The sequence below is a fragment of the Psychrobacter sp. 1U2 genome (assembly GCF_051847575.1).
In genome coordinates this window covers 64,080-88,050 of sequence record NZ_JBPYDC010000006.1, presented here as the reverse complement: position 1 = coordinate 88,050, position 23,971 = coordinate 64,080, and the positions used below count along the sequence as shown (strand labels likewise).

19 protein-coding genes and 1 tRNA gene are annotated in these 23,971 nt (G+C 42.2%); 10 read left to right on the top strand and 10 right to left on the bottom strand.

Features of this window, described 5'->3' with window-relative positions:
* Positions 1-27: 27 nt before the first annotated feature.
* The 9 genes from ACS8FD_RS04690 (at position 28) to ACS8FD_RS04650 (ending at position 7,827) form a co-directional block, all read left to right on the top strand.
* Positions 28-366: a hypothetical protein gene (locus tag ACS8FD_RS04690; protein ID WP_439274696.1), complete on the top strand. Its 339-nt coding sequence runs from the start codon at positions 28-30 to the stop codon at positions 364-366.
* A gap of 204 nt (positions 367-570) precedes the next feature.
* The gene (gene gatB / locus ACS8FD_RS04685; protein ID WP_439274695.1) at positions 571-2,076 is read left to right on the top strand and encodes an Asp-tRNA(Asn)/Glu-tRNA(Gln) amidotransferase subunit GatB; all 1,506 of its coding nucleotides are present in this window, start codon (positions 571-573) and stop codon (positions 2,074-2,076) included.
* 107 nt (positions 2,077-2,183) lie between these two features.
* Positions 2,184-2,260 (top strand) — tRNA-Pro (locus ACS8FD_RS04680).
* 161 nt (positions 2,261-2,421) lie between these two features.
* Complete coding sequence (locus tag ACS8FD_RS04675) at positions 2,422-3,666, top strand: tyrosine-type recombinase/integrase (RefSeq protein WP_439274694.1); 1,245 nt, start codon at positions 2,422-2,424, stop codon at positions 3,664-3,666.
* Between the two features lie 115 nt (positions 3,667-3,781).
* Complete coding sequence (locus tag ACS8FD_RS04670) at positions 3,782-4,567, top strand: hypothetical protein (RefSeq protein WP_439274693.1); 786 nt, start codon at positions 3,782-3,784, stop codon at positions 4,565-4,567.
* A gap of 153 nt (positions 4,568-4,720) precedes the next feature.
* The gene (locus ACS8FD_RS04665) at positions 4,721-5,017 is read left to right on the top strand and encodes a helix-turn-helix transcriptional regulator (protein WP_439274692.1); all 297 of its coding nucleotides are present in this window, start codon (positions 4,721-4,723) and stop codon (positions 5,015-5,017) included.
* A 3-nt stretch (positions 5,018-5,020) separates the two neighbouring features.
* The gene (locus ACS8FD_RS04660; protein ID WP_439274691.1) at positions 5,021-5,272 is read left to right on the top strand and encodes a helix-turn-helix domain-containing protein; all 252 of its coding nucleotides are present in this window, start codon (positions 5,021-5,023) and stop codon (positions 5,270-5,272) included.
* 375 nt (positions 5,273-5,647) lie between these two features.
* A complete protein-coding gene (locus ACS8FD_RS04655) occupies positions 5,648-6,448 on the top strand; it encodes a YdaU family protein (protein ID WP_439274690.1) in 801 nt (266 codons plus the stop codon).
* On the top strand, positions 6,445-7,827 hold the full coding sequence (locus ACS8FD_RS04650; RefSeq protein WP_439274689.1) for a replicative DNA helicase: 1,383 nt from the start codon (positions 6,445-6,447) through the stop codon (positions 7,825-7,827). Before ACS8FD_RS04655 ends, ACS8FD_RS04650 begins: the two co-directional genes overlap by 4 nt.
* Positions 7,828-8,220: 393 nt before the next feature.
* Here ACS8FD_RS04650 and ACS8FD_RS04645 read toward each other — a convergent pair whose 3' ends face one another.
* From ACS8FD_RS04645 to ACS8FD_RS04610, 8 genes are all read right to left on the bottom strand, one after another.
* The gene (locus ACS8FD_RS04645) at positions 8,221-11,493 is read right to left on the bottom strand and encodes a type I restriction endonuclease subunit R (protein ID WP_439274688.1); all 3,273 of its coding nucleotides are present in this window, start codon (positions 11,491-11,493) and stop codon (positions 8,221-8,223) included.
* A gap of 59 nt (positions 11,494-11,552) precedes the next feature.
* Entirely contained in the window at positions 11,553-12,479 is a 927-nt protein-coding gene (locus ACS8FD_RS04640) for a hypothetical protein (RefSeq protein WP_439274687.1), read from the bottom strand.
* A gap of 166 nt (positions 12,480-12,645) precedes the next feature.
* Positions 12,646-13,407 (bottom strand): hypothetical protein, encoded by a 762-nt coding sequence (locus ACS8FD_RS04635; protein WP_439274686.1) that lies wholly within the window; start codon positions 13,405-13,407, stop codon positions 12,646-12,648.
* A 63-nt stretch (positions 13,408-13,470) separates the two neighbouring features.
* Positions 13,471-14,850 (bottom strand): restriction endonuclease subunit S, encoded by a 1,380-nt coding sequence (locus tag ACS8FD_RS04630; RefSeq protein WP_439274685.1) that lies wholly within the window; start codon positions 14,848-14,850, stop codon positions 13,471-13,473.
* Positions 14,850-17,213, bottom strand: coding sequence for a type I restriction-modification system subunit M (locus tag ACS8FD_RS04625; protein ID WP_439274684.1), 2,364 nt, complete (start codon positions 17,211-17,213; stop codon positions 14,850-14,852). Before ACS8FD_RS04625 ends, ACS8FD_RS04630 begins: the two co-directional genes overlap by 1 nt.
* A gap of 243 nt (positions 17,214-17,456) precedes the next feature.
* Positions 17,457-18,494, bottom strand: coding sequence for a RhuM family protein (gene rhuM, locus ACS8FD_RS04620; RefSeq protein WP_439274683.1), 1,038 nt, complete (start codon positions 18,492-18,494; stop codon positions 17,457-17,459).
* Between the two features lie 142 nt (positions 18,495-18,636).
* Positions 18,637-18,936 carry a type I restriction-modification system subunit M N-terminal domain-containing protein gene (locus ACS8FD_RS04615; protein ID WP_439274737.1) on the bottom strand — a complete coding sequence of 100 codons (300 nt, stop codon included), beginning with the start codon at positions 18,934-18,936 and terminating at the stop codon, positions 18,637-18,639.
* Positions 18,937-19,464: 528 nt separating this feature from the next.
* Positions 19,465-19,767 (bottom strand): monooxygenase, encoded by a 303-nt coding sequence (locus ACS8FD_RS04610; RefSeq protein ID WP_439274682.1) that lies wholly within the window; start codon positions 19,765-19,767, stop codon positions 19,465-19,467.
* A 166-nt stretch (positions 19,768-19,933) separates the two neighbouring features.
* On the opposite strand from ACS8FD_RS04610, the gene ACS8FD_RS04605 reads away from it, so the two are divergent.
* Positions 19,934-20,893 carry a DUF1853 family protein gene (locus tag ACS8FD_RS04605; RefSeq protein ID WP_439274681.1) on the top strand — a complete coding sequence of 320 codons (960 nt, stop codon included), beginning with the start codon at positions 19,934-19,936 and terminating at the stop codon, positions 20,891-20,893.
* An 11-nt stretch (positions 20,894-20,904) separates the two neighbouring features.
* On the opposite strand, the gene ACS8FD_RS04600 is transcribed toward ACS8FD_RS04605, so the two are convergent.
* Together ACS8FD_RS04600 and ACS8FD_RS04595 are read right to left on the bottom strand one after the other, a co-directional pair.
* Positions 20,905-22,017: a hypothetical protein gene (locus ACS8FD_RS04600; protein ID WP_439274680.1), complete on the bottom strand. Its 1,113-nt coding sequence runs from the start codon at positions 22,015-22,017 to the stop codon at positions 20,905-20,907.
* A 276-nt stretch (positions 22,018-22,293) separates the two neighbouring features.
* Entirely contained in the window at positions 22,294-23,754 is a 1,461-nt protein-coding gene (locus ACS8FD_RS04595) for a hypothetical protein (RefSeq protein ID WP_439274679.1), read from the bottom strand.
* Between the last annotated feature and the right edge of the window lie 217 nt (positions 23,755-23,971).

Genomic DNA, 23,971 nt, shown 5'->3' with positions numbered 1-23,971 from the left:
ACAACTGGACTCTAATAAGGATATAAGATGACTGTTATCGATATGTTGCAACAAGACCACAGCTTAGATAATGAGCAAGCAACGAGCTTGCAAGCTAAGCTGAAAGAGTTAGAGGCATTCTTTGATAAAAACTTTGAAGACAGTCCAAAATTTTTTCAAGCTTTTTATAGTAAGTTTGAAAAGACGATTGCCCCTTATGGTTTTGAAGAAGGCGATGCAAAGCAAGCTGAGCCTTTGGTAAGTCATCTGTATCTTCAAGGCGATTTTAAGATCTTGGTAAGCTATATTATCCCCGCCTATTATCAAAGCGGCGGAGATAGTGAGACTTTCTCAGACACTTATACCCAACTGATGAATAGTTATTAAAGTGCATTGATCAAACAGAGCTAGCGTAACTATGCTAATTGTCCAAGCAGCACTTTTATAGTGCCTAAAATATACTTGGCGCTAGCTTGATTAGGATAAGCAAGATTAAGCGATTATCAATACTGCTATTGTCGCTAGCTTTCGTAAACATGGATTACTTTTTTAGCATACCGCTGTTTTATTTTAAATTTTTGATAGGATTTTATGATGGAAATGACAGAGTTTGCAACTCGTAAAGAGCTGCTTGTCGACGGCTATGAAGTCGTCATTGGTATTGAGATTCACTGTCAGCTCAATACCGATAGTAAAATATTCTCCAGCGCCCCCACTGACTTTGGTAATGAACCAAACACCCAAGCCAGTATCGTTGATTTAGGCCTACCTGGCGTATTGCCTGTACTGAATACTGGTGTCGTCGACCGCGCCTTGAAGTTCGGTATCGGCGTCGATGCAGAATTAGGACTATTTAACACCTTTGATCGTAAGAACTACTTTTACCCCGATTTACCTAAAGGGTATCAAATCACGCAAATGGCAAACCCTATCGTCGGCAAAGGCTATATCGATGTGGTAGTCAATGAAGGTGAAAAGGGTGAGTATCCCAAGCGTATGGGTATCACTCGCGCGCATTTGGAAGAAGATGCCGGCAAATCTGTCCATGATGCGGTCGATGGTATGACGGGTGTCGATCTTAACCGCGCTGGCACACCGCTCATTGAGATTGTGTCTGAGCCGGATATGCGCTCAGCGGCCGAAGCTTTGGCTTATATCAAAGCCATCCATCAGCTAGTGACTTGGCTTGGTATCTCAGACGCCATCATGGCAGAAGGCTCGTTCCGCTGCGATTGTAACGTGTCGGTGCGTCAGCCAGGCGGTGAGCTTGGCACTCGTACTGAGCTAAAGAACCTAAACTCGTTTCGCTCTATCGAGCGCGCTATCACTCGCGAAATCGAGCGTCAAATCGATATTGTCGAGGACGGCGGTAAAGTCGTGCAAGCCACCATGCTCTATGATCTTGAAAAAGATGAAACCCGCGTCATGCGTACCAAAGAAGATGCCAACGACTATCGCTACTTCCCCGATCCTGACTTGCTGCCTGTGCGTATCGAACAAGCCACTGTCGATGCGATAAAAGCGGCAATGCCTGAGCTACCTGTCGCGCGTCGTGCGCGGTTTGAGAACGAGCTTGAGCTGTCTGAATACGATGCGCGTATCTTGACCGGTAGCCGTCAGATTGCTGATTACTTTGAAGCCGTCGTCGCTGAGGTCGGTCAAGACAATGCCAAGACTGCGGCGAACTGGGTCATGGGCGATTTGCTCGGCGCACTCAATAAAGATGATACGGATATTACTGACTCCCCTATCAGCGCTAAGCAGCTAGCAGGACTGCTTGCCAGACTGTTCGATGATACCTTGTCGGGTAAACTCGCTAAAAAGGTCTTTAGTGCCTTGTACGCACGTGAAGGTGGCGCTGGCGACGACGCGGCGGATATTATCATTAAAGACAAAGGTCTCAAGCAAGAAACCGATACCGGCGCAATTAAAGCCATAGTTGAAGAAGTCATCGCTAATAATCAAGCAATGGTCGATGAATACAAAGGCGGTAAAGAAAAAGCCTTTAACGGCCTAGTTGGACAAGTCATGAAAGCCAGCCGTGGTAGCGCTAATCCGCAGCAAGTGAATCAGATCTTAAAAGAGCTGTTGGGTTAGGCTTTATCAGAGCATAATGACTGTTATAAGCGCAATTAGAGGGTAATCATGAGCCGTAACAATTAGCTCTTGCAATCTAAAGAAATTTGGGTAGAATAGCAGTCATTCGGGGCGTAGCGCAGTCTGGTAGCGCACTACACTGGGGGTGTAGTGGTCGCAGGTTCAAATCCTGCCGTTCCGACCAAACACAATATTAGGGCTGACCGTCATTGACCGTCAGCCCTTTATTTTGGGCAATTTCAAGCAATAACACATACATGACAGTCCATCTTAGTGCATGGCAATCCATGTAAAAATGCGGTATATTTTGCGGTATAAATTATACCGTTATGGAAATATACCGTCATGCCTTTAACCGATAGTCAAATCAAACGCCTTAAGCCTTCCGATGCTTGCACCCCTAGCCGACCTGACAAATATAGTGACGGTAATAACTTACGCCTATGGGTTCGTAGCACTGGTAGTAAGGTATGGGTAAGTGACTATAAATACGCTGATAAACGCCAAAGCCTTACCATTGGTAAATATCCAATAATGAGCCTTGCTGAAGCTCGCCAGCGTAACCAACAGATAAAAGAGTTAATCGCGCAAGGTATCAACCCTAAACACGATAAGAAACGCTTACAAGCCGATACTGACGGTACCAAAACATTTGACGCTATAGCACAACGCTGGCATAACGATCGCAAATCTCACATTGCTCTTAAGACCTATAGCCGTGATTACTCACAGTACCAGCGCGATATTAAACCCATTATTGGTCACATGAACATAGATGACATAACCTCTCCTGATATTCTGGCCATTGGTAAAGCAGTAGAAGCACGAGGCGCTACTGATATGGCACGTAGAGCAATACGCCAAGCAGGGCAGATATTCAAACAAGCCAGACGTGAGGGTCTGATAACTCACAACCCAGCTAATGACTTAACCGAAGCCTTAAAACCGCATAAGGTGAAAAATCACCCACGCATAACCAGTCAACAACTACCTAAGCTATTAAAAGATATTGATGCGTACGGCGGTCATTTATTAGTAAAACTAGGCTTTTGGGTAATGTGTTATACGTTTGTGCGGACACAAGAGCTACGAATGATGGAGTGGGCAGAGATAGACTACAAAGCCAAAGTATGGCGCATACCAGCCGACAAGATGAAAATGGATAGACCACATCTAGTACCGCTTGCACCTCAAGTAATGGCTATCTTAGAACAGATTAAACAACTAGGCATTTCGAACCAGTACGTTTTTTTCAATATCGAGAGGCACCAACCTTATAGTGAAAATGCTTTTAGCAATGCGTTGAAGCGTATGGGTTATAAAGGAATAATGACAGGGCACGGCTTCCGTGGGCTGGCCAGCACTACATTACATGAACGAAACTTCATGCACGAGGCAATAGAGCTACAGCTGGCACATGAGAAGGAAAATAAGATCAGCAAAGCTTATAACGGAGCGCAGCACCTACCTTATAGAGTAGACATGATGAAGAAATGGGCAAACTTTATTAATGACATCTATGAAGGAAAAGATGCTAAAACCGTTTATACCAACTTCACACCAAAATTAAAACAAGAAGATTTTTTATAGTATTTTAAAAACGACTATGTAAAGCTAGGAGTAATTTATCCGACCTACAGTAACCACACCCTTATACTGTCACTGCCTTGCATCCATTTTAATTTAAGGGTGTGAGGGTGTAAATGTGAGTGACCAAGCTAAAAGTATTACCATGGAAGATTTAAATAAAGATATATGTATGACTATGGCAAACAGCTTGCGTTTTCCACTAAATGAAATAGTGGCATGGGCTATATTTGGTGATAGCAATTTTTCTCTGCCTGAAAATTCATTGATCTATTCGAACTACGCTGATCTACACATAGACAGCACCAAAATTAATCCAGAGCATTTAGAGCTAATGAGCTCTATTGAGGAAAGCGTAATAAAATGTATAGACCAGAATAAAGATAGTGTTAATTTTTCGACAATAGATAGTTCTTACGAAGGCATAAACAGTATCTTAGATAGGTTTTTATCAGCTAAATATCAAGAACTTGATTCATTAATTCATCAGAAAAATAGTGCTTTCAAAGACTCCTCTATTCGTTGGGCAGTTCTAATAATAGCGTACAGAGAAATGGCAATATTCGCGTTCAAGAATGGTAGCTATTACGTGGCGATGCAATTGAATGAGTTTTGTAAAGATTGTCAATCACAAATCATGTTTAAAAATATTAAATTTATTGATGAACATAAGAAAAAACTATCTGATAGCAATAGAAAAGCAGCTAATAAAAGATGGCAGCCACGTAGAGAAGAAAAAAAGAAGCGTAAAGAACAATATCTTCAGATAATGAAAGAGAAAGGCTTCAGTACCTATACTGATGCAGCTACGTATATAAAGCAAAATATTGAGACGGGCAAAAAGCCTTCGTTCCCTACTGTATGTCGTTTGTTGAGTGAAGCTGATAAAGGGGATTTTTCTTAATATATTGTCGTATGCATGCATCAAACACTCTATGCATGCATCAAACACTCTATGCATGCATGAGTATTCAGCAATTCCAGCCTACCTAATAAGATGACCTATGTAAGCCGTAGCATACTGTTACGGCTCAATAAACTACATAAGGTTATTGATATGAAGCAACATACAGATATAGACACTTCCATTATCACTATCGCTGATAACACTCCTAGCAGCACCGAAGCCACAAAGCAGACTACTTCTATTAAGCACTTGCCACCGCAAGGCATGAGCCGTGCCAACCAACTTATACCATTCTTGCCATTTGGTAGTAGTACCTTATGGGCATGGTCACGTGATGGACGCTTCCCAGCACCAGTCAAACTATCCCCTACCATGACGGCATGGCGCAATGCTGATGTCATCCACTGGTTAAATAATCAAACCACCTCTACTGATAGCGAGGTTTGAGCCATGAAAACACCAAAACTAAAAAAAAGGACTTACAGACAGTTAATACTTGACCATATGCAGGCAGGTCAATCTATCTCAAACATGGAGGCTTTCGCTCAATATGGTATGACCTGCTTTCTTCAACGTGTAAGTGACTTGCGTGCTTCAGGGGTACCTATTCAAGATGAATTCATTAGCCGTAACGGAAGGTGCTTTAAAAGGTACTGGATTGCTGAATCTGATAGGCCGACAAATAATGAGGTGAAAAAATGAACTTATATAATGAACTTATAAATTGTTTGAAGGCGCATAGGATTAGTTTTAAGTTATTGTCAGCATTACCCATATCCTTAGCAAGTATTTTTATTGTTTTGATTATTCCAAACTGTCAGCAACCACCACGGCAACTAAAAACTGAGAGGCTTGATAGCAGTTTGGCCAACCATTCTAATATTTTAGAACGGCAAGAGGAAGTAATATGAGAAGCAAGCTAAGACAGGTAGGCATTCGTGAAAAAGCCCGCCGGATCAGGGCGGGCTCATCTAATACCTTAATTGACTATTTTCTGACAGGTACTATTCAACTAACCAAGTTAGTCAGTCTTAATAATAACATATTACGCGCCAGCGTTGTTATAGGGAGGGAGTGATGCACTATTACACATTTCACCCAAAAGACTATATGAGTAAAACCAACTTCCTTGAACCTATGGAGGACTTGGCTTATCGCAGAATGTTGGACTATCAATACCTAAATGAGTGTCCACTGCCTAAAGATATTGACGAGATAGCAATGCTTATTAATATGCGAACGCATAGCGAAAGCATTGCGACTGTATTGCGTTATTTCTTTGAGCTGGCTGATGACGGTTATGTGAATGACAGAGCTGAGAAAGAGATCGCTAAATATCAGACAAAATCAGATAAAGCGCGTAAATCTGCTAACGTTAGATGGAGAAGTAAAGGCGTTACGGCTAGTAATGGCAAGGCTTCAAGCGATAGTGATTCGAACGCAATGCGAATGCATAGCGAAGGCAATGCTAACCATAAACCATCAACTACTAACCAAGAACCATTAACCAGCTTACCGTTTGATGATTTTTGGAATGCTTACGATTATAAGAAAGGCGGTTTAGCAAAACCAAAGGCTAAGTGGCTATCGCTTAGTATTGAGACACAAAAGTTAATCATGGCTCATATTCCCAGCTATGTTAAGTCAACACCTATCAAGAGCTATCGTAAGCACCCTATGACTTACTTAAATAATGAGGGCTGGCTTGATGAGATCACAGAGTCTCACAACACTGATGCAGAGCAAACCAGTAGTGCTCGTCCTCACAGTAACCGTAGTGACTCGTTCGACTCACAGCCACAGGCCAAGAGCTTAAGCCGTGAGGAGCAGATAGCAGCAAACAAAGCGAGCATGGAAAAAGCGGGGTTGAATGTATGAGCTTTTATAACATGGATATAGAAAAGGCGCTATTAGCTTCGCTCATGAGCATAGAGAAATCTTTAGAGCATGTTGTCAGCAAGATTGATGCTAACGACTTTGCAGCAAGCAAGCACGAGATAATATTTATAGCGATCAACGCATTAGATAAAGAGGGTCTGCCATACGATACGGTTATGGTTCACGATTGGTTAGTGAATAATGGGTACGGTGATAACGTTTCTGATGGTTATCTTGCCGAGATATTGAGCACAAGCCCAGCTACATTATTTAACCTTGTGGCCTACGCTGATCGCATACTTGAACTGTCAAAGTATCGAGCTGTTAATCGGGTTCTCCTACAAGCGCAGGATGAATTGAAGCAAGCTGATACGCGCCTTGATGACAAGGTGAACGCTATTGTTGAGCAGTTAACAGCTATTATCGATACAAATAAAAGTGGTAGCGGTGCGCGATCTGTTGGCTCATTGATGGACGACTTTTTTATTAATCTACAAGCGGTAAGCAAGGGTGAAGTTGTACCATTCTCACCCACTGGCTTCAATGCACTAGATGAACGATCACCAATACAAAATGGCGACCTTGTCGTCGTGGGAGCACGTCCCTCGATGGGTAAGACTACGTTTGCGCAAACCATATTGCAAAGCATGGTTCAGAACGGGTTCTATAAAGACAGTCAAGGAAACCATAAACGTAAGGCTGGCGTATTCTTCAGCGTGGAAATGACAGACGAATCTGTTATGCAAAGGTTTATGTCTTCAATGTCTAACGTTGAGCTATCAAAAGTTAGAAGCGGAATGGGTATGGATGTCGATGACTGGGCGAAATTAAACAACACAGTTAGGGATTACAGCAAAGATTACCCCTTGTTCATTGAATCTGAGTCTCTAATGACTTACCAGCAAATGCGAACTACACTGAATAAGATTCGCAACTCTTATGGTGAAATAGGCGTGATTATGATTGATTATCTACAGATTATGGGAGGGGTTGATGGCAAAGATCGGGTGAATGCACTTGGTGAAGTCACAAGACACTTGAAAGCGTTCGGTAAAGATTTTAATTGCCCCGTCATACTTTTGTCACAGTTAAACCGCAGCTTAGAGAGTAGGCCTAACAAGCGGCCTATTATGAGCGACTTGAGGGAGTCAGGCGCAATCGAGCAAGAAGCCGATGTGATTATGTTTTTATATCGTGATGAGGTTTATAACGAAAAATCAAAAGATAGGGGCATAGCGGAGGTGATTATTGCCAAGAACCGACAAGGCCAAGTTGGAACGGTTCGATTAGGTTTTGAGGGTAGGTACTCACGCTTTACTAACCATATGCCAATGATGAACGATCTTGATGCAATCCCTGAGTTTGGCAGCAACTCTTAGCTGGCAAGTAGGTATTGTTATCATAACGAACCCTAATAATATTAAAGAGGTGTATGTTAAGCATATGCCTTTTTTTGTGCCTAATAATATATCTATCAGCATACAAACTTATCGATAATTAAACCCTAATCCAAATTTCGATTACCCCTATTAAGTGGCATTACTTACTAACTTAAACACAAAATATTTGGAAGCAAAATGATGGAAACAAGCGAATTTGGAAATAAAAAACGCCTTTTCAAAATATTGGAAACATCGCAATCGCCTGACACGTAACAGATACAGCGGAATCAGGGAAGGGAAATGGAAACACAAGGAAGCAGAAAAAAGGAGCTTGTTCACCTAGATAAATAATACCCCTAAGACGCGCTTTTCTCCCCTAAAAAACCTCACCTACGCATGCTCACCCAACTTCGTATCAAGCATCAAACGAATAAATTTCTTAAACTGATCAGGGTTAGATAGTAAGTGCATGGTCATACCTTCGTAGGCTTCTTGGCTTTCAAATAATGCATCCATCGCCGCATCAGGATAACCGCCGAGCATAATCTGATCGGTACTGTTATTACTAAACTGCTTTACCACGATCTCATTTTCAGTCACTTTATCCCAAATCGTGTTTTGAAAGTTGATCATGTCCTTATCGGTAAAGTCCTCGCCAGCGAACACCTCATTTAATCGATTAATGACCTTTGATAACAGCTCTTCTTTCTGATCCTTTGGCTTTGCTGTACCGCCACCGCCGCCAGCTTCTAACTCACCACTACCCTCCTTTAGCTTTAGATCCTGCTGGTGCAGCTTTGAGACGCGGTAATGACTCATAGCGATGTTGGTTAGATCAATATCATCCTCATTATTCACACTTTCGCGTAATAATGGCCGCAGGTTACGGGCGTATAAGCTCAGCTTTTCCAGCTCTTTAGAGTCATAGTCCACGATTTGCGACATAAACTCATACTGACGGGTGAATGTACCTAAGTCCTTTTTAAAGATCTCTAGTGCATCTTGATCAGCCTTAAAGCCTTTATAGTCGTTCTCGGCATTGGTCATCAGCACCACATCACCTGTCGCTTTGGTACGCTCAAGCATTTCCTTGGCATGCTGGGCTTGCTCGCGTGCTTGGCTGTAGCGCTTCTGCCAACGTTCGACCGCTGGCTTGCAGATATTGCTAATGGCGGCATTAGACTTGTTCTTGCTGTAGAAAGCGTCAACAAACTGCTCAACCTCATGCCATAAGAAAATACCGCTGGCGCGTAGCTTCTCATACAGGTCATACACCTGATCGGGGTCAGACACATCCACTAAAGTGGCGGTCTCATAGTATGGCTGGAAGGCATCAAGGATGTCTTGGGGATCATTAAAGAAGTCGAGCACAAAGGTACCGCTCTCAGCTTTACCCTTATAGGTACGGTTCAGCCGTGAGAGGGTCTGTACGCAGTCCACGCCTGTCAGCTTCTTATCGACGTACATGGCGCATAGTTTCGGCTGGTCAAAGCCTGTCTGGAACTTATTGGCCACCAGCATCACTTGATAGTCATCACTATCAAAAGCTTTACGCATATCACGGCCTTTGAGACCGATATTCATATTATGCTCGGTGAACTTCTCGCCAAGTAGTGCGCCACTATCAGGGTCATTATCGTTAAAGGTGACTTCCCCTGAGAAGGCAACCATAGCATTAATACCGCGATAGCCACTATCTGCAATATAGTTATCAAAGGCCAGCTTGTAACGTACCGCTTCTTTACGTGAGCCTGTCACGACCATGGCTTTGGCTTGGCCGCCGAGTAAGCCTTTGATGTTGTCGTTAAAGTGCTCAATGATGATCTTCACTTTCTGCGCGATATTGTGCTCATGAAGGCGCACCCAGCTACTCAGCTTAATCTTAGCGCGGCGAGCATCGACCTCATCGTCATCGCTAGCCAGCTTTTGAGTGAGCTGATACATCACTTTGTAGTTGGTGTAGTTCTTTAGCACATCTAAGATAAAACCCTCTTCAATCGCTTGGCGCATAGAATAGACATGATAAGCGGCTGGTAGGTTATCGCTAGAGGCTGGCAAGTCAGGGTTAGGCAAGCGTCCAAACAGCTCGATGGTTTTCGGCTTCGGCGTGGCGGTAAAGGCATAGTAGCTTAGATTCGGGCTGCTACGGCGTGCGGCTAATGTGGCGTCCATCGCCTGATTGATGACATCTTCACTAGAGAGCGGCTTATCATCATTCGCGTTACTCTCTATATCACCTGAGACCAGCACTTCTTTGAGCTGGCGTGCGGTAGAGCCTGTCTGTGAGGAATGCGCTTCATCGGCAATGATGGCATAGCGGCGCGATTTTAAGACGCTAGAATCTTCAATCGCTTTGAGCACAAACGGAAAGGTTTGGATAGTGACGATAATAATCGGCTGGGAGTTGACCAATGCTTCGGCAAGCTGCTCAGACTTTGAGCCGTCACCTTCTTTACGGTTTATTTTGCCGACTACGCCATCGGCATGTTCAAACTGATAGATAGTATCTTGTAGTTGGTCGTCCAGTACGGTGCGATCAGTGATAACGATAACTGAGTCAAACTGCTTATCGCCGTCGCTGTTGTATAAGGTGGAGAGCAGATGCGCTGTCCATGCGATAGAGTTAGACTTACCTGAGCCTGCGCTGTGCTGAATGAGATACTTTTGACCTGCGCCCTCAGTAATGGCGGCATTGACTAGCTTGGTCACCACGTCCCATTGATGATAGCGCGGGAACATCATGGTCTCGCGTTTGGACTTGCGCCCGATCGCGTCCTCTTCCTCTTCGATCTGCAAGTGCATAAAGTGACCGAGGATGGCCAGCAAGTTATCAGGCGTCAGCACTTCATTCCATAGGTAATCGGTGGCATAACGGCTGCTATCGGCTGGCACGTCATTACCCGCACCGCCCTCGCTGGTGCCTTTATTGAACGGTAAGAAGTAAGTGCTATCACCTGCCAGCTTCGTGGTCATATAGACTTCATATTGACTGACAGCGAAATGTACCAGTGCGCCACGCTTAAAGGTCAGCAGCGGCTCAGGTTTTTTGGTATCAGGGTCTTTCGGCAGGCGGGTCTTCTTATACTGAGTAATGGCATTTTGTACCGCTTGCTTAAACTCCGACTTTAGCTCCATTGTAGTGACAGGCAAGCCATTGACGAATAGCACGATATCGATACGGTTACGCTTAGCGACTTTGTCATTAGCGTCAGCGCCGTCTTTAAGACTGGTATAAGGGCTATACACTACTTCAGGTACGACGCGGCAGATATTGGCCTCATAGCGTGCCATGGTCTCAGGGTTCAAGCTATGCTCAGGCTTAAACTGACAAAGTGAGAAGCGCGCGTTACGAATCTTTAGACCATGACGCAATACACCTAAGGTGCCATAGGTACGCGACGCTCTATCGGTGGCTTGCGCGTCCGCCTTGTTGAGCTGCTTAACTAAGGCGGCGATAAAGTGGCGCTCAGAGTCGATAGGAAAGGTGCGGCAGAACTTCTTCCACTCTTGTGGCTGGGTGGTCTGTACAAAGTCCAGCACGTCTTGCTCATATAGCGCAGTCTCAGCCTGATAGCCGCTAGGGTTGCCCAACTGCCAGCCTTGCGCTTGCATTTGAGTGACGATATCGGCTTGGAAGACAGATTCGTAGGTGGTGTCGGTCATGTTAAGTCCGTTTATAGTTATTATAATGCTCTGAATAATCTCATTGCCCTGTAAATATTTTATCGTTCAAAACCAACTCTTTTAAGAATGCCATTTTGTAATTCAAATAACCCACTAGGCTTACCTATAATATTGCTTCCGGTAGAGTTTTCATAATCTATAGCTTCATTCAGTAATTTAAAAATTCTTTTACCAGAATAAACAAAGCCATGTGTTCCAAAAAAACTATTATATGCATGTGTTAAAGAGAGTGTCTGATGAGCATTTTTAGTAAAGATACGATCATCGAAAGCTGCTTTGAAAACTTCTTTTTCAAAGTAATCTTGCTTAAACTTACCACTACCAATCATTGCTATAGTATTTCTTCTAATAATAGCCTTTTTGACTACTGCTCCTAGAACAGGATCTTTAACTATCTCATATTTGTATAAATAATACTTTCTATCTTGTGGACATTGGATTCCTAGGATGAACTCAGCTTCATAAGCGCTAAAGTACCTTCCCATAGAGGTATGTTTTCTAGCCTTATCTAAAACTGCCTTAATTGAGTGTTCTACCACTTCTGAAATATAGTCAGCGTTAATCAATGAGTTCAAATGTTTCGGCAAAAACATGCTGTCGTCATAATCTCCATTTCTTAATTGCTTACTTCCTTCACAGCTCATTGCGAGAATGTATTTACCATTCCTATAGGATGGATATAATTCAGACAAATGATTTTTTATAGAATTAATCATATGTTGAGCCACTAATGTGCTTCCAGCAAATGCTATTGCACAAACAGCATCATTCTTAGATTTATGATAATAATCATTGAACCATTCGCCACTGAAGCTTAAATCTTGCATCTTAATAGGTATTTCAATAACTTTTTTGAAACCGTTGACCATTACGACATTGTTTTGAGTTATGTTGCTATCACTAGCAAAATAAATACTTTCCTGCTCAAAATCACCGTAACTATATCCAGCTATTACTAATGTCATAACATTCCCATAACTAAACTAAATTTATTTTAGGTTATCAACGTCTGGCGCAACCCAGCCCCTCGCATCAATCTTACCCGTAACAGCAGCAGATATTAAAGCGGTGCGGCGTTCTTGCATGAGTTGGGCGGTTTATTCGGCTTCATTAAAAAACGTAATCCAAGTTTTACGGCTCATCGCACATCTGCTTAAAGCTTTTACCAAATAACGCTTTATTCAGTTTTTGCTGATTTTTAAATACCACTTCAGAGTCAGCATGATAGACCTGCTCATTGACGCAATTACCAAAGCCAAAAGTAACCAAGTTTATCTTGGCGTACTTAGTAGGGTTGCTGGCTTTTTCTTCCTGATAGCGCTTGGTAGCCAAACTGCGGTAATAATTGCCACCATCGTCTGTGATATCTGCTTGCTCTTGAATTTGCTCTTCAACAAACTGCTTCCATCTATTTTGCACAGCCGTTTCATTCTCTAATAACGGCTCAATATAAGTTTTACACATTTGCGGGCTTTGCTTGAGTGCCTCACTGGGATTTAGATATCCCAAAATCGTCAATTTATTTTGTTTATATTCGCCGTCAATAGACTTGACCAACTCTTGCTTATAACCTTTTGCGTCAGGCACCACATCAAGTCGTTCAATATTATTCTTAACTTTTATATATTCTTCAGTAAGCTTGTCTAAGTCTTTCATCGATAACTTGTCTAGTGCATCAATATCCATCGGTGGAAAAAAGCTTTCTAGATTTGATTTGGTTAAGCTTTCTAATACTAAATGTGAATTCTTGATTTGCTTAGCGGTATATTTTTTACTATCAAAGTCACCTTTCATACTGCAAAAATCATCTTGCCATTTATAGGTCTGTGCTTGGGCGATGGTGGTCACGGCCATTGATGCCAATAGAGCTGCTACGGTAACTGCTTTCATCATATAACTCCTTTTATTGATTTTCTTGTTTATCAAACGCAATATGCGCTTAATCTCTATTTACAGCTACTCAGACGCCCGCCAACCCCTCACATCAATCTTACCCGTGACAGCCGCAGATATTAAAGCGGTGCGGCGTTCTTGCATGAGTTGAATGGCTTGTTCGGCATGGTTAGTTAAATCAGAGAGCTTATAAAGCAATCTATGTAGCTCTTCAATCACAGCATTTTGTTCAGAGTACGGAGGTAACAAAACTGGTAAGTTATTTAGTCCTCCTAGCGATAGTGCTGGCTGCGCAGTAACGTTAACACCATCATCCATAGCACCTTCATTTTTTAGATGCTGAAGAAGAAATTTTATATATTCTGTGTTACAAATATCACTATCCAGAGTCAGCTTTAATGAATTTCCTGAGACAACACTTCTTTTTGTAAGCTTAGGAAGAATTGAGGACATACCAAAACGCGCTCCTATTTTAGCTATGATTATATCTCCAGCCTTAGCTTCACTTCTTGAAATTGTATTAAAATGACTTAGTGTTATATTTTTTAATTTACTTTCATCGATTATTCCTGTTGTAGCAAAATTACTTTCTATGACAAAAATATCTCCGTCATCAACAAAGTGAATAGACTTCAAATTACTTCCAAACGGTCCATCGACAAATGCATTAGACTGTTTTGCCTTTATATGCTTTAAACTACATACTCTCCAATGCTCAGGCACTTCCCCCAACCACTCAACACCTGAATCTTTCATCGGTGCATCAGGGTTTAAGCCTTTGGTCACCGCATGACTAATCACTGCTTGGCGCTTTTCTTTTAATAGTTGGATAAGGGTTTGTTGTTTTTCGATTAGGGTATCGATTTTGGCAGTTTCATGGTCAAGGAAATTGGCGATTTTGACTTGTTCATCTAGTGGAGGTGACGCATATGAGAATTCTACGAAAGTACCCTGATACAAATGAACTATCGTACTTCCTGTTTTATGATAATCAACAAACTTTTTAAATACGCTCGACTCTAACAACCAAAAATAAAACTCTGTAATAAAACTATTTCGCAAAGGACGTACTACAAAAACACCACTATTAAGAGTAGCCTTTTCATCGTCTCTAAGCCCTTGGACTAATGCAATCTTACCTATAGTTCCATCTTTAGTAAGAAGAAGGTCACCGTTTTGCAGTTGAATATATGGGTCTTGCTCATAGCGCTCTAAATCACAGTGGTAGCAATCCTTCCAAGAAATTACAGAGCTTTTAAAATCACTACCAGTTACTAGATAAGGCCCTACATCTGTAAAGTCATCTGTTTTTAGGCCATGCCAACCAACTCTAGCTTTTACATAAGCCTCATACTTAACTTTAGTAAGACTCCAGTGTGATGGATATTCTCTAACCCACATTAATTCAGAATCTAGGTACTCACTATATTTATCTTGTACCATTACGAATGCACCTCACCCAATAACTGCATAATCTCACGACTGACCGCATCCAAATCCGCATCAATCTCAGCAAGCGGACGCGGTGGCTCATAGACATAGAAATGACGGTTAAACGGTATCTCAAAGCCCACGATGCCAATCTCTTCATCAATCACATCGGTCTTGTCACTATTGATCCACGCATCAGGCACATGTGGCTGTACTTCACGGGCAAAGTAGCTTTCAATCAGTTCAGTGGTCGTCACGTTAGGATTCAGCGGTACGTTTTCATAATCGCGTAAATCGCTGTCAGTTTGGAACTCTACAATTTTGGCTGGCTTGTCTGAATTGGCTGGTTTATAGCTAAACGCACCATAGAGCGGGTTAGCAACCTTGACCGCTTTTTTGATGACGGGTTCGGCGTCAGGATTTTTCCAAGTGATGGCATCCATCAGCTGCTTTTTCTCTTTGGCGTCCAAATTCACATCAGCGTCTTTTAACGCTTGCTTAATTACTTTTTCAAACTCATTGTAATCATCAAATTGACTGCTACCGATCACCGCTTGCAAGGCTTTGGCTTTATTCATGATCTCAAGCTGATCTTGCCAAAGCTTGGCATCGAGCACATCTTTAATTTGCTTTTCTTTTAGCTCAGAGAAGTCGGCTTTAATCATGGCACGCGCTTCTAAGGTGACCGCTGATAAGTCGCCATATCTGTCAGTCGTCCACTCACTACCAAATGCCTCATACAGCGCTGGCATGACCATATCAAACGGTTTGGGTGCATAACGCAAGGTTTCGATGGCATCATCAGATAACTGAGCAGACAGACGTAGCGGGCGCTCAATCGTGATGCGACGATAGCCAAACTCATGAGTGGCAAATATCTTACTGGCAAAGGTTTTGGCAGGTTCGGCTTTAGGATTGGCAGACTGACGGCCACGGTTAGACTTCACCTCCTCAGGCTTATCGAGCACACGCGCATCAACCACCTCAAAGTCACCAAAGCTGCGGATAATGGTTTTGATATCATCATCGCTCATCTCATTACGCTTTGAGCCAAGTGATTTACGCATCTTGCTGTATAGGTTACTGCCGTCGATCAGTTGCACCTTGCCACGGCGCGCGGCTGCTTTTTTATTGCTTAATACCCAGACATAGGTCGCGATACCCGTGTTATAGAACATATCGGTAGGCAGGGCGATGATAGCCTCTAGTAGATCAGCCTCAAGGATATAACGACGGATCTCACTCTCGCCGCTTCCTGCACCTCCTGTAAACAATGGCGAGCCATTTAAGATGATACCGATACGGCTGCCCTGATTGCTATTGACTGTCGATTGCTCATCACTCTGCTCGTTACTAACGATCGGACGCATCTTGCTTAATAAGTGCATCAGGAACAATAGCGAACCATCAGACACCCGCGGCAAGCCCGCCCCAAAGCGACCGTCAAAGCCTTTTTGCTCGTGCTCGTCTTTAATCTCGCCTGATATCTTTTTCCAGTCCACCCCAAACGGCGGATTCGACAGCATATAATCAAACTGCTCACCTGCCAGCTGATCACTGGATAAGGTATTGCCCAGCTTAATATTATTCACCTCTTGCCCTTTGATCAGCATATCGGCTTTACAGATGGCATAAGACTCAGGGTTTAGCTCTTGCCCATAGGTACGCATCACGGCGTCAGGGTTTAGCTCTAGCACGTATTCCATACCTGATGACAGGAAGCCGCCCGTCCCCGCTGTCGGGTCATATATGGTGCGAATAATGCCGTCTTTGGTCAGCGCGTCATCATCTTCCATAAACACCAGTGAGGTAGTTAGACGGACGATATCGCGCGGGGTAAAGTGTTCCCCTGCAGTCTCGTTAGAACTCTCAGCAAAGCGGCGGATTAACTCTTCAAACACAAAGCCCATTTCATGGTTAGATATCTTCTCAGGGCTAAGATCAGTAGTGGCGAACATCCGCACCACTTTATATAACAGGTTGGCATCAGCCAATTGACCGACAAACTCTTCAAATTTGAAATGCTCGAATATCTCACGCGCGTCTTTAGAGAAAGATTGCACGTAAGTATTGAGGTTATCCTTAATATCGCTTTGACCCATCTTGCTCAGATCCATTGGCGAGGTATTGTAGAACGGTCGCTTGCTGGCACGAATGATGAACTTCTCTTGCGCTTCCTCTGGCAGACCCATATCAGCGATACGCTCACTCTCAGCCACCACAGCAGCTTTAGTCTCTTCTAATACGCACTCTAGGCGACGTAGTAGTGTAAATGGCAAGATGATGCGGCCGTATTGAGATTGCTTAAAGTCACCACGTAATAGATCAGCGACAGACCAGATGAAAGCCGCTGTTTGAGAGAAGTTTTTGGTCATGAGTTCGTCTTATTGTTTGTTGGGCAAGGATATGAGTTGTAGATTGTCTATCAGAGATGAGGCAATACTCATCTTAGACAAAATACAACCATCATAAGGGTATTCGACATTACTCGGCAAGTCTGAATATGCACTATAGGGATAAAAAAATGGGTTTAGTGGTATAAAAACCCACTAATAAAAACCCGCTCAATGGCGGGTTGGGTGGTCGAGTAAGCTGGGTTCTAGGTCGCTTTAGGATTGTTATGAGGCGGCTAATCTGCGGTAGTGTTTATTCAGTTGCTGCGTGGTAATAGCATCAATTTCTTCTTGGTAGCTTTTATAAGCACCTAATTCATATTCCACTAAGTCAACATCAACACCTAGCATTTGCAACTTCTTAATATCTCTAAATCTGTTGTATTCAGTCTCAACATGGCGCATAGCATGATCTTTAATATAATCTGTATATCCATTGAATACTGGGTAGCCGTTTAGATCTAACAGCTTGTCCAATTGTTCATGTAAGTCTTTCATTGTTAGATTCTTGCCCATGAGCGCCGATGACTCAGCGAATAGCAAAAATTGCTCTGAGAGCAAATACATGCGATAAAGCTCATTCTCCGTTAGATAGTTTTTGCCTGTTTGCGCTTCTTGTTTGCTTGGCCATAAATCCTTAAAACTAACCAAGCCCATGTTGTCTTCTTTATAGTTAGCACGATCCATGATCAGCTTAGATGATGTCATCTTAGTAACAGCATGATGAAATTTGTCTTGGAGTAAGGCGTAAAAGGTACGGACTTCTTGTGAGCTTGGCTCATAATCTGATGCTGAAATTTTGAAGCACTCACGAACTTGAGCGAAGACGTTCTTTTCATCGGCGCGAAGCTCTCGAATTTTCGCAGCAAGCTGGTTTAGCTTGGCTGGATCATCGCGCAATAGCGCTTCATTTACGACATAGCCATCTTGAATGTAAGTGTGTAGAACTTGGGTTGCCCACTTGCGGAACTGTGTTGCTTTTTTTGAGTTGACACGGTAGCCAACAGCGATGATGGCATCAAGATTGTAATGCTTAGTGTTATAGTTTTTTCCATCTAAAGCAGTTACCGAGTATTCCTCGATAGCTGCTTTTTGGTCAAGCTCATCATCTTTAAATATATTCTTAAGATGTAAAGCTATATTGTCTGTAGAGCAGTCAAATAGCGTTGCCATCCCTTTTTGTGTGATCCAAATAGTATCGCCTATGAGTGATAAGTCTACACTCTCATCTTCAGAAATTTGATAGGGTATTAAGTCGGACATAATAAGCCTCAAGTTATAACTGCGGTGAAATGATAACTATCATTATAGCAGTCAACAAAAAACTGTTTTAGCAAATATTAAATTACTTATTTCTAGCTGAGTTAATACAATAAAAAACCCACCGTGGGGTGGGTTTGGAAGCTTACTGTACTGGAATTTCAGTGCACTCCTCTATAGAAATCTCTCGCAGCCTACTAATAACACTATCATACACTTTGTCATCATTTCTTTTATCAACAGCCCATACAATCAGTACAATGGTTTGACTTCGTACCTCGGCTTTGGTCTCTTCTAATACGCACTCTAGGCGGCGAAGTAGCGTAAATGGCAAAATAATGCGGCCGTATTGGGATTGCTTAAAGTCACCACGTAATAGATCAGCGACAAACCAGATGAAAGCCGCTGTTTGAGAGAAGTTTTTGGTTGTTGAGCAGGGATCAATGCTTGGGATTATATGACAGGCTTAAAAATTGGCTAACACGTACTGCGACGGATTACATCGACTTATGACGGCTTATAAAATTCATTGTATGATAGTAGGGTATATAAAGGCCAGTATGAAAGCAGAATTCAGGGTCATATTGAATTAAAGAATTCTTGTTAAGAGTAGATGATTTTTTTGGAAGCCAGAAGTCAGGAGGAAAAATCCCTTTTTTAGAGCTTTATTTAAAAGCAAAAAAACTTATAAACATAAGAAAAATTGTAAATAAAAGTGACAATAACCCAATCTTGATTATCTATACTGCCTAATCGATCCTTGTTATTTTTATATAATAATGGCCGCTAAGCCCAAAGTGACTTTTGCAAATTGCGGTATATTTTGCGGTATATTTTTACCTTTTAAAAACTCAATCCTTTTATATAAAGGCTTTAAAGATATAGTTTACCTCCTGCCGTTCCGACCAAACATAGTAGTTAGACAGAAAAGCCAATCATTGTTTTCAATGGTTGGCTTTTTTTATGCAAGATATTAAAAAGAAGCCTTAGTAATAGCACTCAGCTCTTCATTAATAATAAAAGTTTTCGCGCGGATACCGCTAAAGCCAAACGATTCTAAACGCTCAGTATGCTTAGCAAGGTATCTATTAGCGTCTTCTAAATTATCAAACACATAAATACCGCCCGCTTCTTGCGTGTCTTCGTTTTCTGTCCATAGCTTATAGACTAAGCCTTTCTCTGTAGCGATGTCTTCAGCAAGCTCTTTCATTTGCTTGTAGAACTCATCACCGAAAGGGCCCGTATATGGAAAGTCCATCTGTAAAAGGTATTTCATAGTTTTTTCCTATTGTTTATTAGTTACTTTTTAACATTATACTATTCATTAAATTATAGGCAATGTACGCCTTGTATCAACAAAACCAATTACAGCGTAACTCCTATAGACTTTTCGCTAACGAGCGGTTAGGTTAACTATTCAATTAATAAATTAGACTTCTTCAATGTTCGAGCCTACCGCTCAACTCTTATCAAACGCTACCCTCGATAGCGATAATACTCCATGGGAAGCTTACCGCCATCCTTACGTAAGGGATTTGGCTTTTGTACTCGCCTGCCCTAACGTCTTAACACACTGGATTGATTTTTCGCCTGATCAAATTACCCATCAAATCGCTGTTCATAGTAGTGAGTTTTGGTTGGCGCAATATCGAGCTTACCAGCAGCGTTTAGAAGAGCTTGATAACACAACCGCTTATCAACAGCTAACGCGTTATCTATTATCGCGGCCTAGTCCGAATCGTTTAGGCTTTCACTTTGAAGGCTTGCTATCGTTTTGGTTAGAGGACGGTTATAAGCGTGGATTACATCCTTATGAGACGCTAGCAAGTAATATTCAGCTATACAACGATAAGCAAACCGTAGGCGAGCTGGATTTGATTCTTTATAACCACTACGAGCAGCAGACTGAGCATTGGGAATTAGCGATTAAATTCTTTATGGGCTCATATCCGTTCGCGCCCGAGAATTGGGTGGGAATCAACTCCAACGATAATCTAGAGCGTAAAATGACTTATATGCAAAATAAGCAGTTTCGTAGCATTTGGGTAGATACTGAGAGTCATGGACGGGTCAAAATTGATAAGCGTTATGGGGTGATTAAAGGACGCTTCTTTTTGCCTATTAATTATACTAATTTCACTTATGCTGATTGGTTAGAGCCGACATTCCCTATGCATAAATGGTGCGATATAAACGATGAGACTAATCTTTCTAAGCTAGATAAAAGCGCATTACGGCAAGCGCAGTATATAGAATGGTTCACTAAGCGCGGCTTTTATGACGATCGCCAGTCGTTATCTAGTATGCCACTATGGTCAGCAGAGCAGCCGCCTAAAGCAGGGTTGTATTTTATAGAAGACCGTCCGTTAGTGATTTATCCTTATGTCAGCACTAGTAGCTAAGCTGGTTTATTCTACCAAGCATAACGCCCATATAAGCTAATTTCACTACGCTTAGCTTTTTCGGAATCTAAGTCATCAGTGAGCACTTTTACACCGCCATAGCGGCTATCTAAAGACAATCCAAGTGCCCGCGTCTGCGGCTCAACCAATGCAGTAAGCATAAAGGGATAGCGATGATTATTGAGCAGATAACCTGCAGATAGCTGATACAAGTCTTGCACCTCATTGACTTGTCCATGTGCGCCAAGCTGCCAATTATTATCTAACTGATGCATAAGGCTACCCTCAACCCGCCATGGTAGCGTCTGCGTGACATCCTTCGTCTCAAGCTGACCTTCTAGACTATATAGCGGTCGACCATTAACATCATAATCAAGCGCATAGCGAGTCCTCGGCATCTCCTTCCAGCGCATACGCCCAAGAACATCATAGCCACGAATATTTAGCTGCGTTTTTTCTGAGAGGTTACCGGTTAGATTCAAATCAATTGAGTAACCGTAACCTGACGGCTCGGCAGGGTTCCAACCTAGATTTTCCTCCCCTAGCGCTGGCTCGTCGTAGTAGTAATCAAGATAAGCATCTGCTTTATCAATAGTATCTCGAATATTATTGAGCTCACTATCTGCTAAAACCCGATTGCTTAAATTCCCTATGACCTTACCGTCTAAAGCATGTAACCCTTGCCAGATATTAGCTTGGGTCGTTAACTGCCAACCAGGAGCTATAGATTGGGTAAAACCAATGTTGGCCCCTACTCTTTCATTATGCTTAGCCTCCAAAAATAGCGGATAAGATTTACTTGCGGTTGGATTTTGCTTGTTCTCGTACTGCCAGTAGACTTCTGCCGTCTCTTCACTAAACTCCATTAGATAGTCATAACGCCAAGCTAGTCCATAGCTGATCGCACTATTTACTGGTTGTATATCTAGCGCCAGTCGGCCCTGTGCATAGGCATGCTCGCCTGACTCTAAAGGCGCATCCCAATCATCGATAAAAGCGGCAATTGGCTGAGCAGGGCTATCTGCTGTCGCCATAACCTCAAACTCTACTTTGGGCCTTTGTGTTGGTAATTGGCTAGCAAAAAGATTAGTAGGCAGAAAAGTTGGTGCTCTACTCTCTGACAAACTAGACTCTTGCGCGATAGCAGAAAACGATAAGCTCGACCCTAAACATATCAATATAATAGAAGTAATAGAACTATCGGGTCGACAACCAGTTAACGGTGGCCAAGTTGCACGTAAAGCTATAAGTAATCTTGATGAGATCATGGACGTTCCATAGATGACAAGCGATAGAATTTGGAGAGCAAAAAAAAGAGACAGGCCTTACCGTCTCTTTTTATATCTTCAATCATTACATAAATTTCAAAACCCTTGAGGGATCATATCGAATCTATACTCTTATAAAACAATTAAACTGTTATCAGTAAACTTAGCCGTGATTTTACCGTCATTATCCATCAGATCGCCAAAGTCTTTACCATCAACGATGATATCACCAAGCTTGCCGTTAGCATCGGTAATAAAATCGCTATCCTCATCGACATTTAGGGTGATAGAGGCATTATTTTGCTTAACGATAAACTGAGTGCTGACGACGTCATAATCGTTATTCAAAGTCGACTTACCAGTAACAAATAGAGTCTTACTATCCACGCTGGCAGTTAAGCCCTTAAGCTCAACAGCATTGCGAGCTGTACGTTCAAGCTGCGCTTGGAAGTCAAGTGGAATCGTTAACTGATCATTTTTTGCGACATCGCCTTTGATAGCTAGTAATACTTTCATACCTACAAAACTGCTAGCACTCTCTACAATATTACCCGTGTTATCCACAGCGATAAACTTCTTGATATCATCGGCATTAGCAATAGCATTGAGGGTAAGTATGACATTAGTCGCCGGTTTTTCCTTAATCATCTGACCAGTCAGATCAATCTTATAAGGTATAGTACGTACTGCTAGGGTACCGTCGGCAAGCTCTTTGCTAATGTCCATGACTTCAATGGCAAAGTTTCTCGCTTCGATCACGCTATCATTGGCTTCTAGTTTCAGCTTAGTTAAAGTAATCACGCCTTTTTCGAGAGTGACACCCGCCGCATTGGCTTCAGCAAAATCAAACTCATCATTGAAAGTCACTTTTTCGCTAAACTGGCCATTGACAGTAGCGCCCTTGGTCGTTGAGCTCAATAGTACCGCTTCTGTACCAGTACCAATTTTGATACTATCGAAACCAAGACTACCCTTAAAATTATCAGTGCTAGTATTTGAGCTCAAGGCATTTTGATAACCATCGAAACTTAGGTCAAAAGTATCTTCAACCGAAACTACTTTTTCAAACTCACCCGTTTGCGAGTTATAGTCATACTCATAATCCTCAATCTCTACCTCAGTGGTTCCTGTTAAAGCAAACTGACCATCGCTATTCAAAGTCGCTAAGAAACCTGCTGCTGGTACAAGAGAGATATTACCTAAAGCCACCTCGAACTCTTCATCATTAGCTAGCGCTATGATGTTTGCGGCCGTTAATCTCGAGAGATTATTCTCTTGCATATAATAAAAAAGATCGTTTGGCACCTCTAAAGCATAGCCAAGTCGATCGTCTTGTTGGTCTGTGATTATAGCACTGGCACCTTCATAAGCTTCAGTGACGGCTTGATTATCACTAACAAACAGTTTAGCAGTACGTATCATCTCTTTGGCTTGCTCAAGATCAGATAGACTATTATCGACAGGGGGCTGAGTTGGAATACCGGGCGTGCCTGAGCTGTTATTAGTAGATGTGTTGCTATCATTATCATCACTGCAAGCGCTGAGTGCTAGAGTAGTGGCTAAGGCTAGTACCGAAAGTTTAAAAAATTTCATTGCAACATCCTTTATGTCAGACGCCTTTATTAGAGACTATTCTGTTTCAGATTATTTTATATTCCGCACTACAAGTAATACTAACAATTTTTATAGAAACGGAATAAAGAAACTAAAGTTCACTCTTAGTTAACAGGATATTACAACTAACGGTGATATTAGTCTACAAGTTTTTGAGAATATGTAATTTTTCTTTGCAATGGCAATTACACCACTT

Bases quoted from the DNA above. Each gene is read 5' to 3' on its own strand.
- ACS8FD_RS04690 (WP_439274696.1), top strand. From the start codon at position 28: ATGACTGTTATCGATATGTTGCAACAAGACCACAGCTTAGATAATGAG.
- gatB (WP_439274695.1), top strand. From the start codon at position 571: ATGATGGAAATGACAGAGTTTGCAACTCGTAAAGAGCTGCTTGTCGAC.
- ACS8FD_RS04675 (WP_439274694.1), top strand. From the start codon at position 2,422: ATGCCTTTAACCGATAGTCAAATCAAACGCCTTAAGCCTTCCGATGCT.
- ACS8FD_RS04665 (WP_439274692.1), top strand. From the start codon at position 4,721: ATGAAGCAACATACAGATATAGACACTTCCATTATCACTATCGCTGAT.
- ACS8FD_RS04660 (WP_439274691.1), top strand. From the start codon at position 5,021: ATGAAAACACCAAAACTAAAAAAAAGGACTTACAGACAGTTAATACTT.
- ACS8FD_RS04655 (WP_439274690.1), top strand. From the start codon at position 5,648: ATGCACTATTACACATTTCACCCAAAAGACTATATGAGTAAAACCAAC.
- ACS8FD_RS04650 (WP_439274689.1), top strand. From the start codon at position 6,445: ATGAGCTTTTATAACATGGATATAGAAAAGGCGCTATTAGCTTCGCTC.
- ACS8FD_RS04645 (WP_439274688.1), bottom strand. From the start codon at position 11,493: ATGACCGACACCACCTACGAATCTGTCTTCCAAGCCGATATCGTCACT.
- ACS8FD_RS04640 (WP_439274687.1), bottom strand. From the start codon at position 12,479: ATGACATTAGTAATAGCTGGATATAGTTACGGTGATTTTGAGCAGGAA.
- ACS8FD_RS04635 (WP_439274686.1), bottom strand. From the start codon at position 13,407: ATGATGAAAGCAGTTACCGTAGCAGCTCTATTGGCATCAATGGCCGTG.
- ACS8FD_RS04630 (WP_439274685.1), bottom strand. From the start codon at position 14,850: ATGGTACAAGATAAATATAGTGAGTACCTAGATTCTGAATTAATGTGG.
- ACS8FD_RS04625 (WP_439274684.1), bottom strand. From the start codon at position 17,213: ATGACCAAAAACTTCTCTCAAACAGCGGCTTTCATCTGGTCTGTCGCT.
- rhuM (WP_439274683.1), bottom strand. From the start codon at position 18,494: ATGTCCGACTTAATACCCTATCAAATTTCTGAAGATGAGAGTGTAGAC.
- ACS8FD_RS04610 (WP_439274682.1), bottom strand. From the start codon at position 19,767: ATGAAATACCTTTTACAGATGGACTTTCCATATACGGGCCCTTTCGGT.
- ACS8FD_RS04605 (WP_439274681.1), top strand. From the start codon at position 19,934: ATGTTCGAGCCTACCGCTCAACTCTTATCAAACGCTACCCTCGATAGC.
- ACS8FD_RS04595 (WP_439274679.1), bottom strand. From the start codon at position 23,754: ATGAAATTTTTTAAACTTTCGGTACTAGCCTTAGCCACTACTCTAGCA.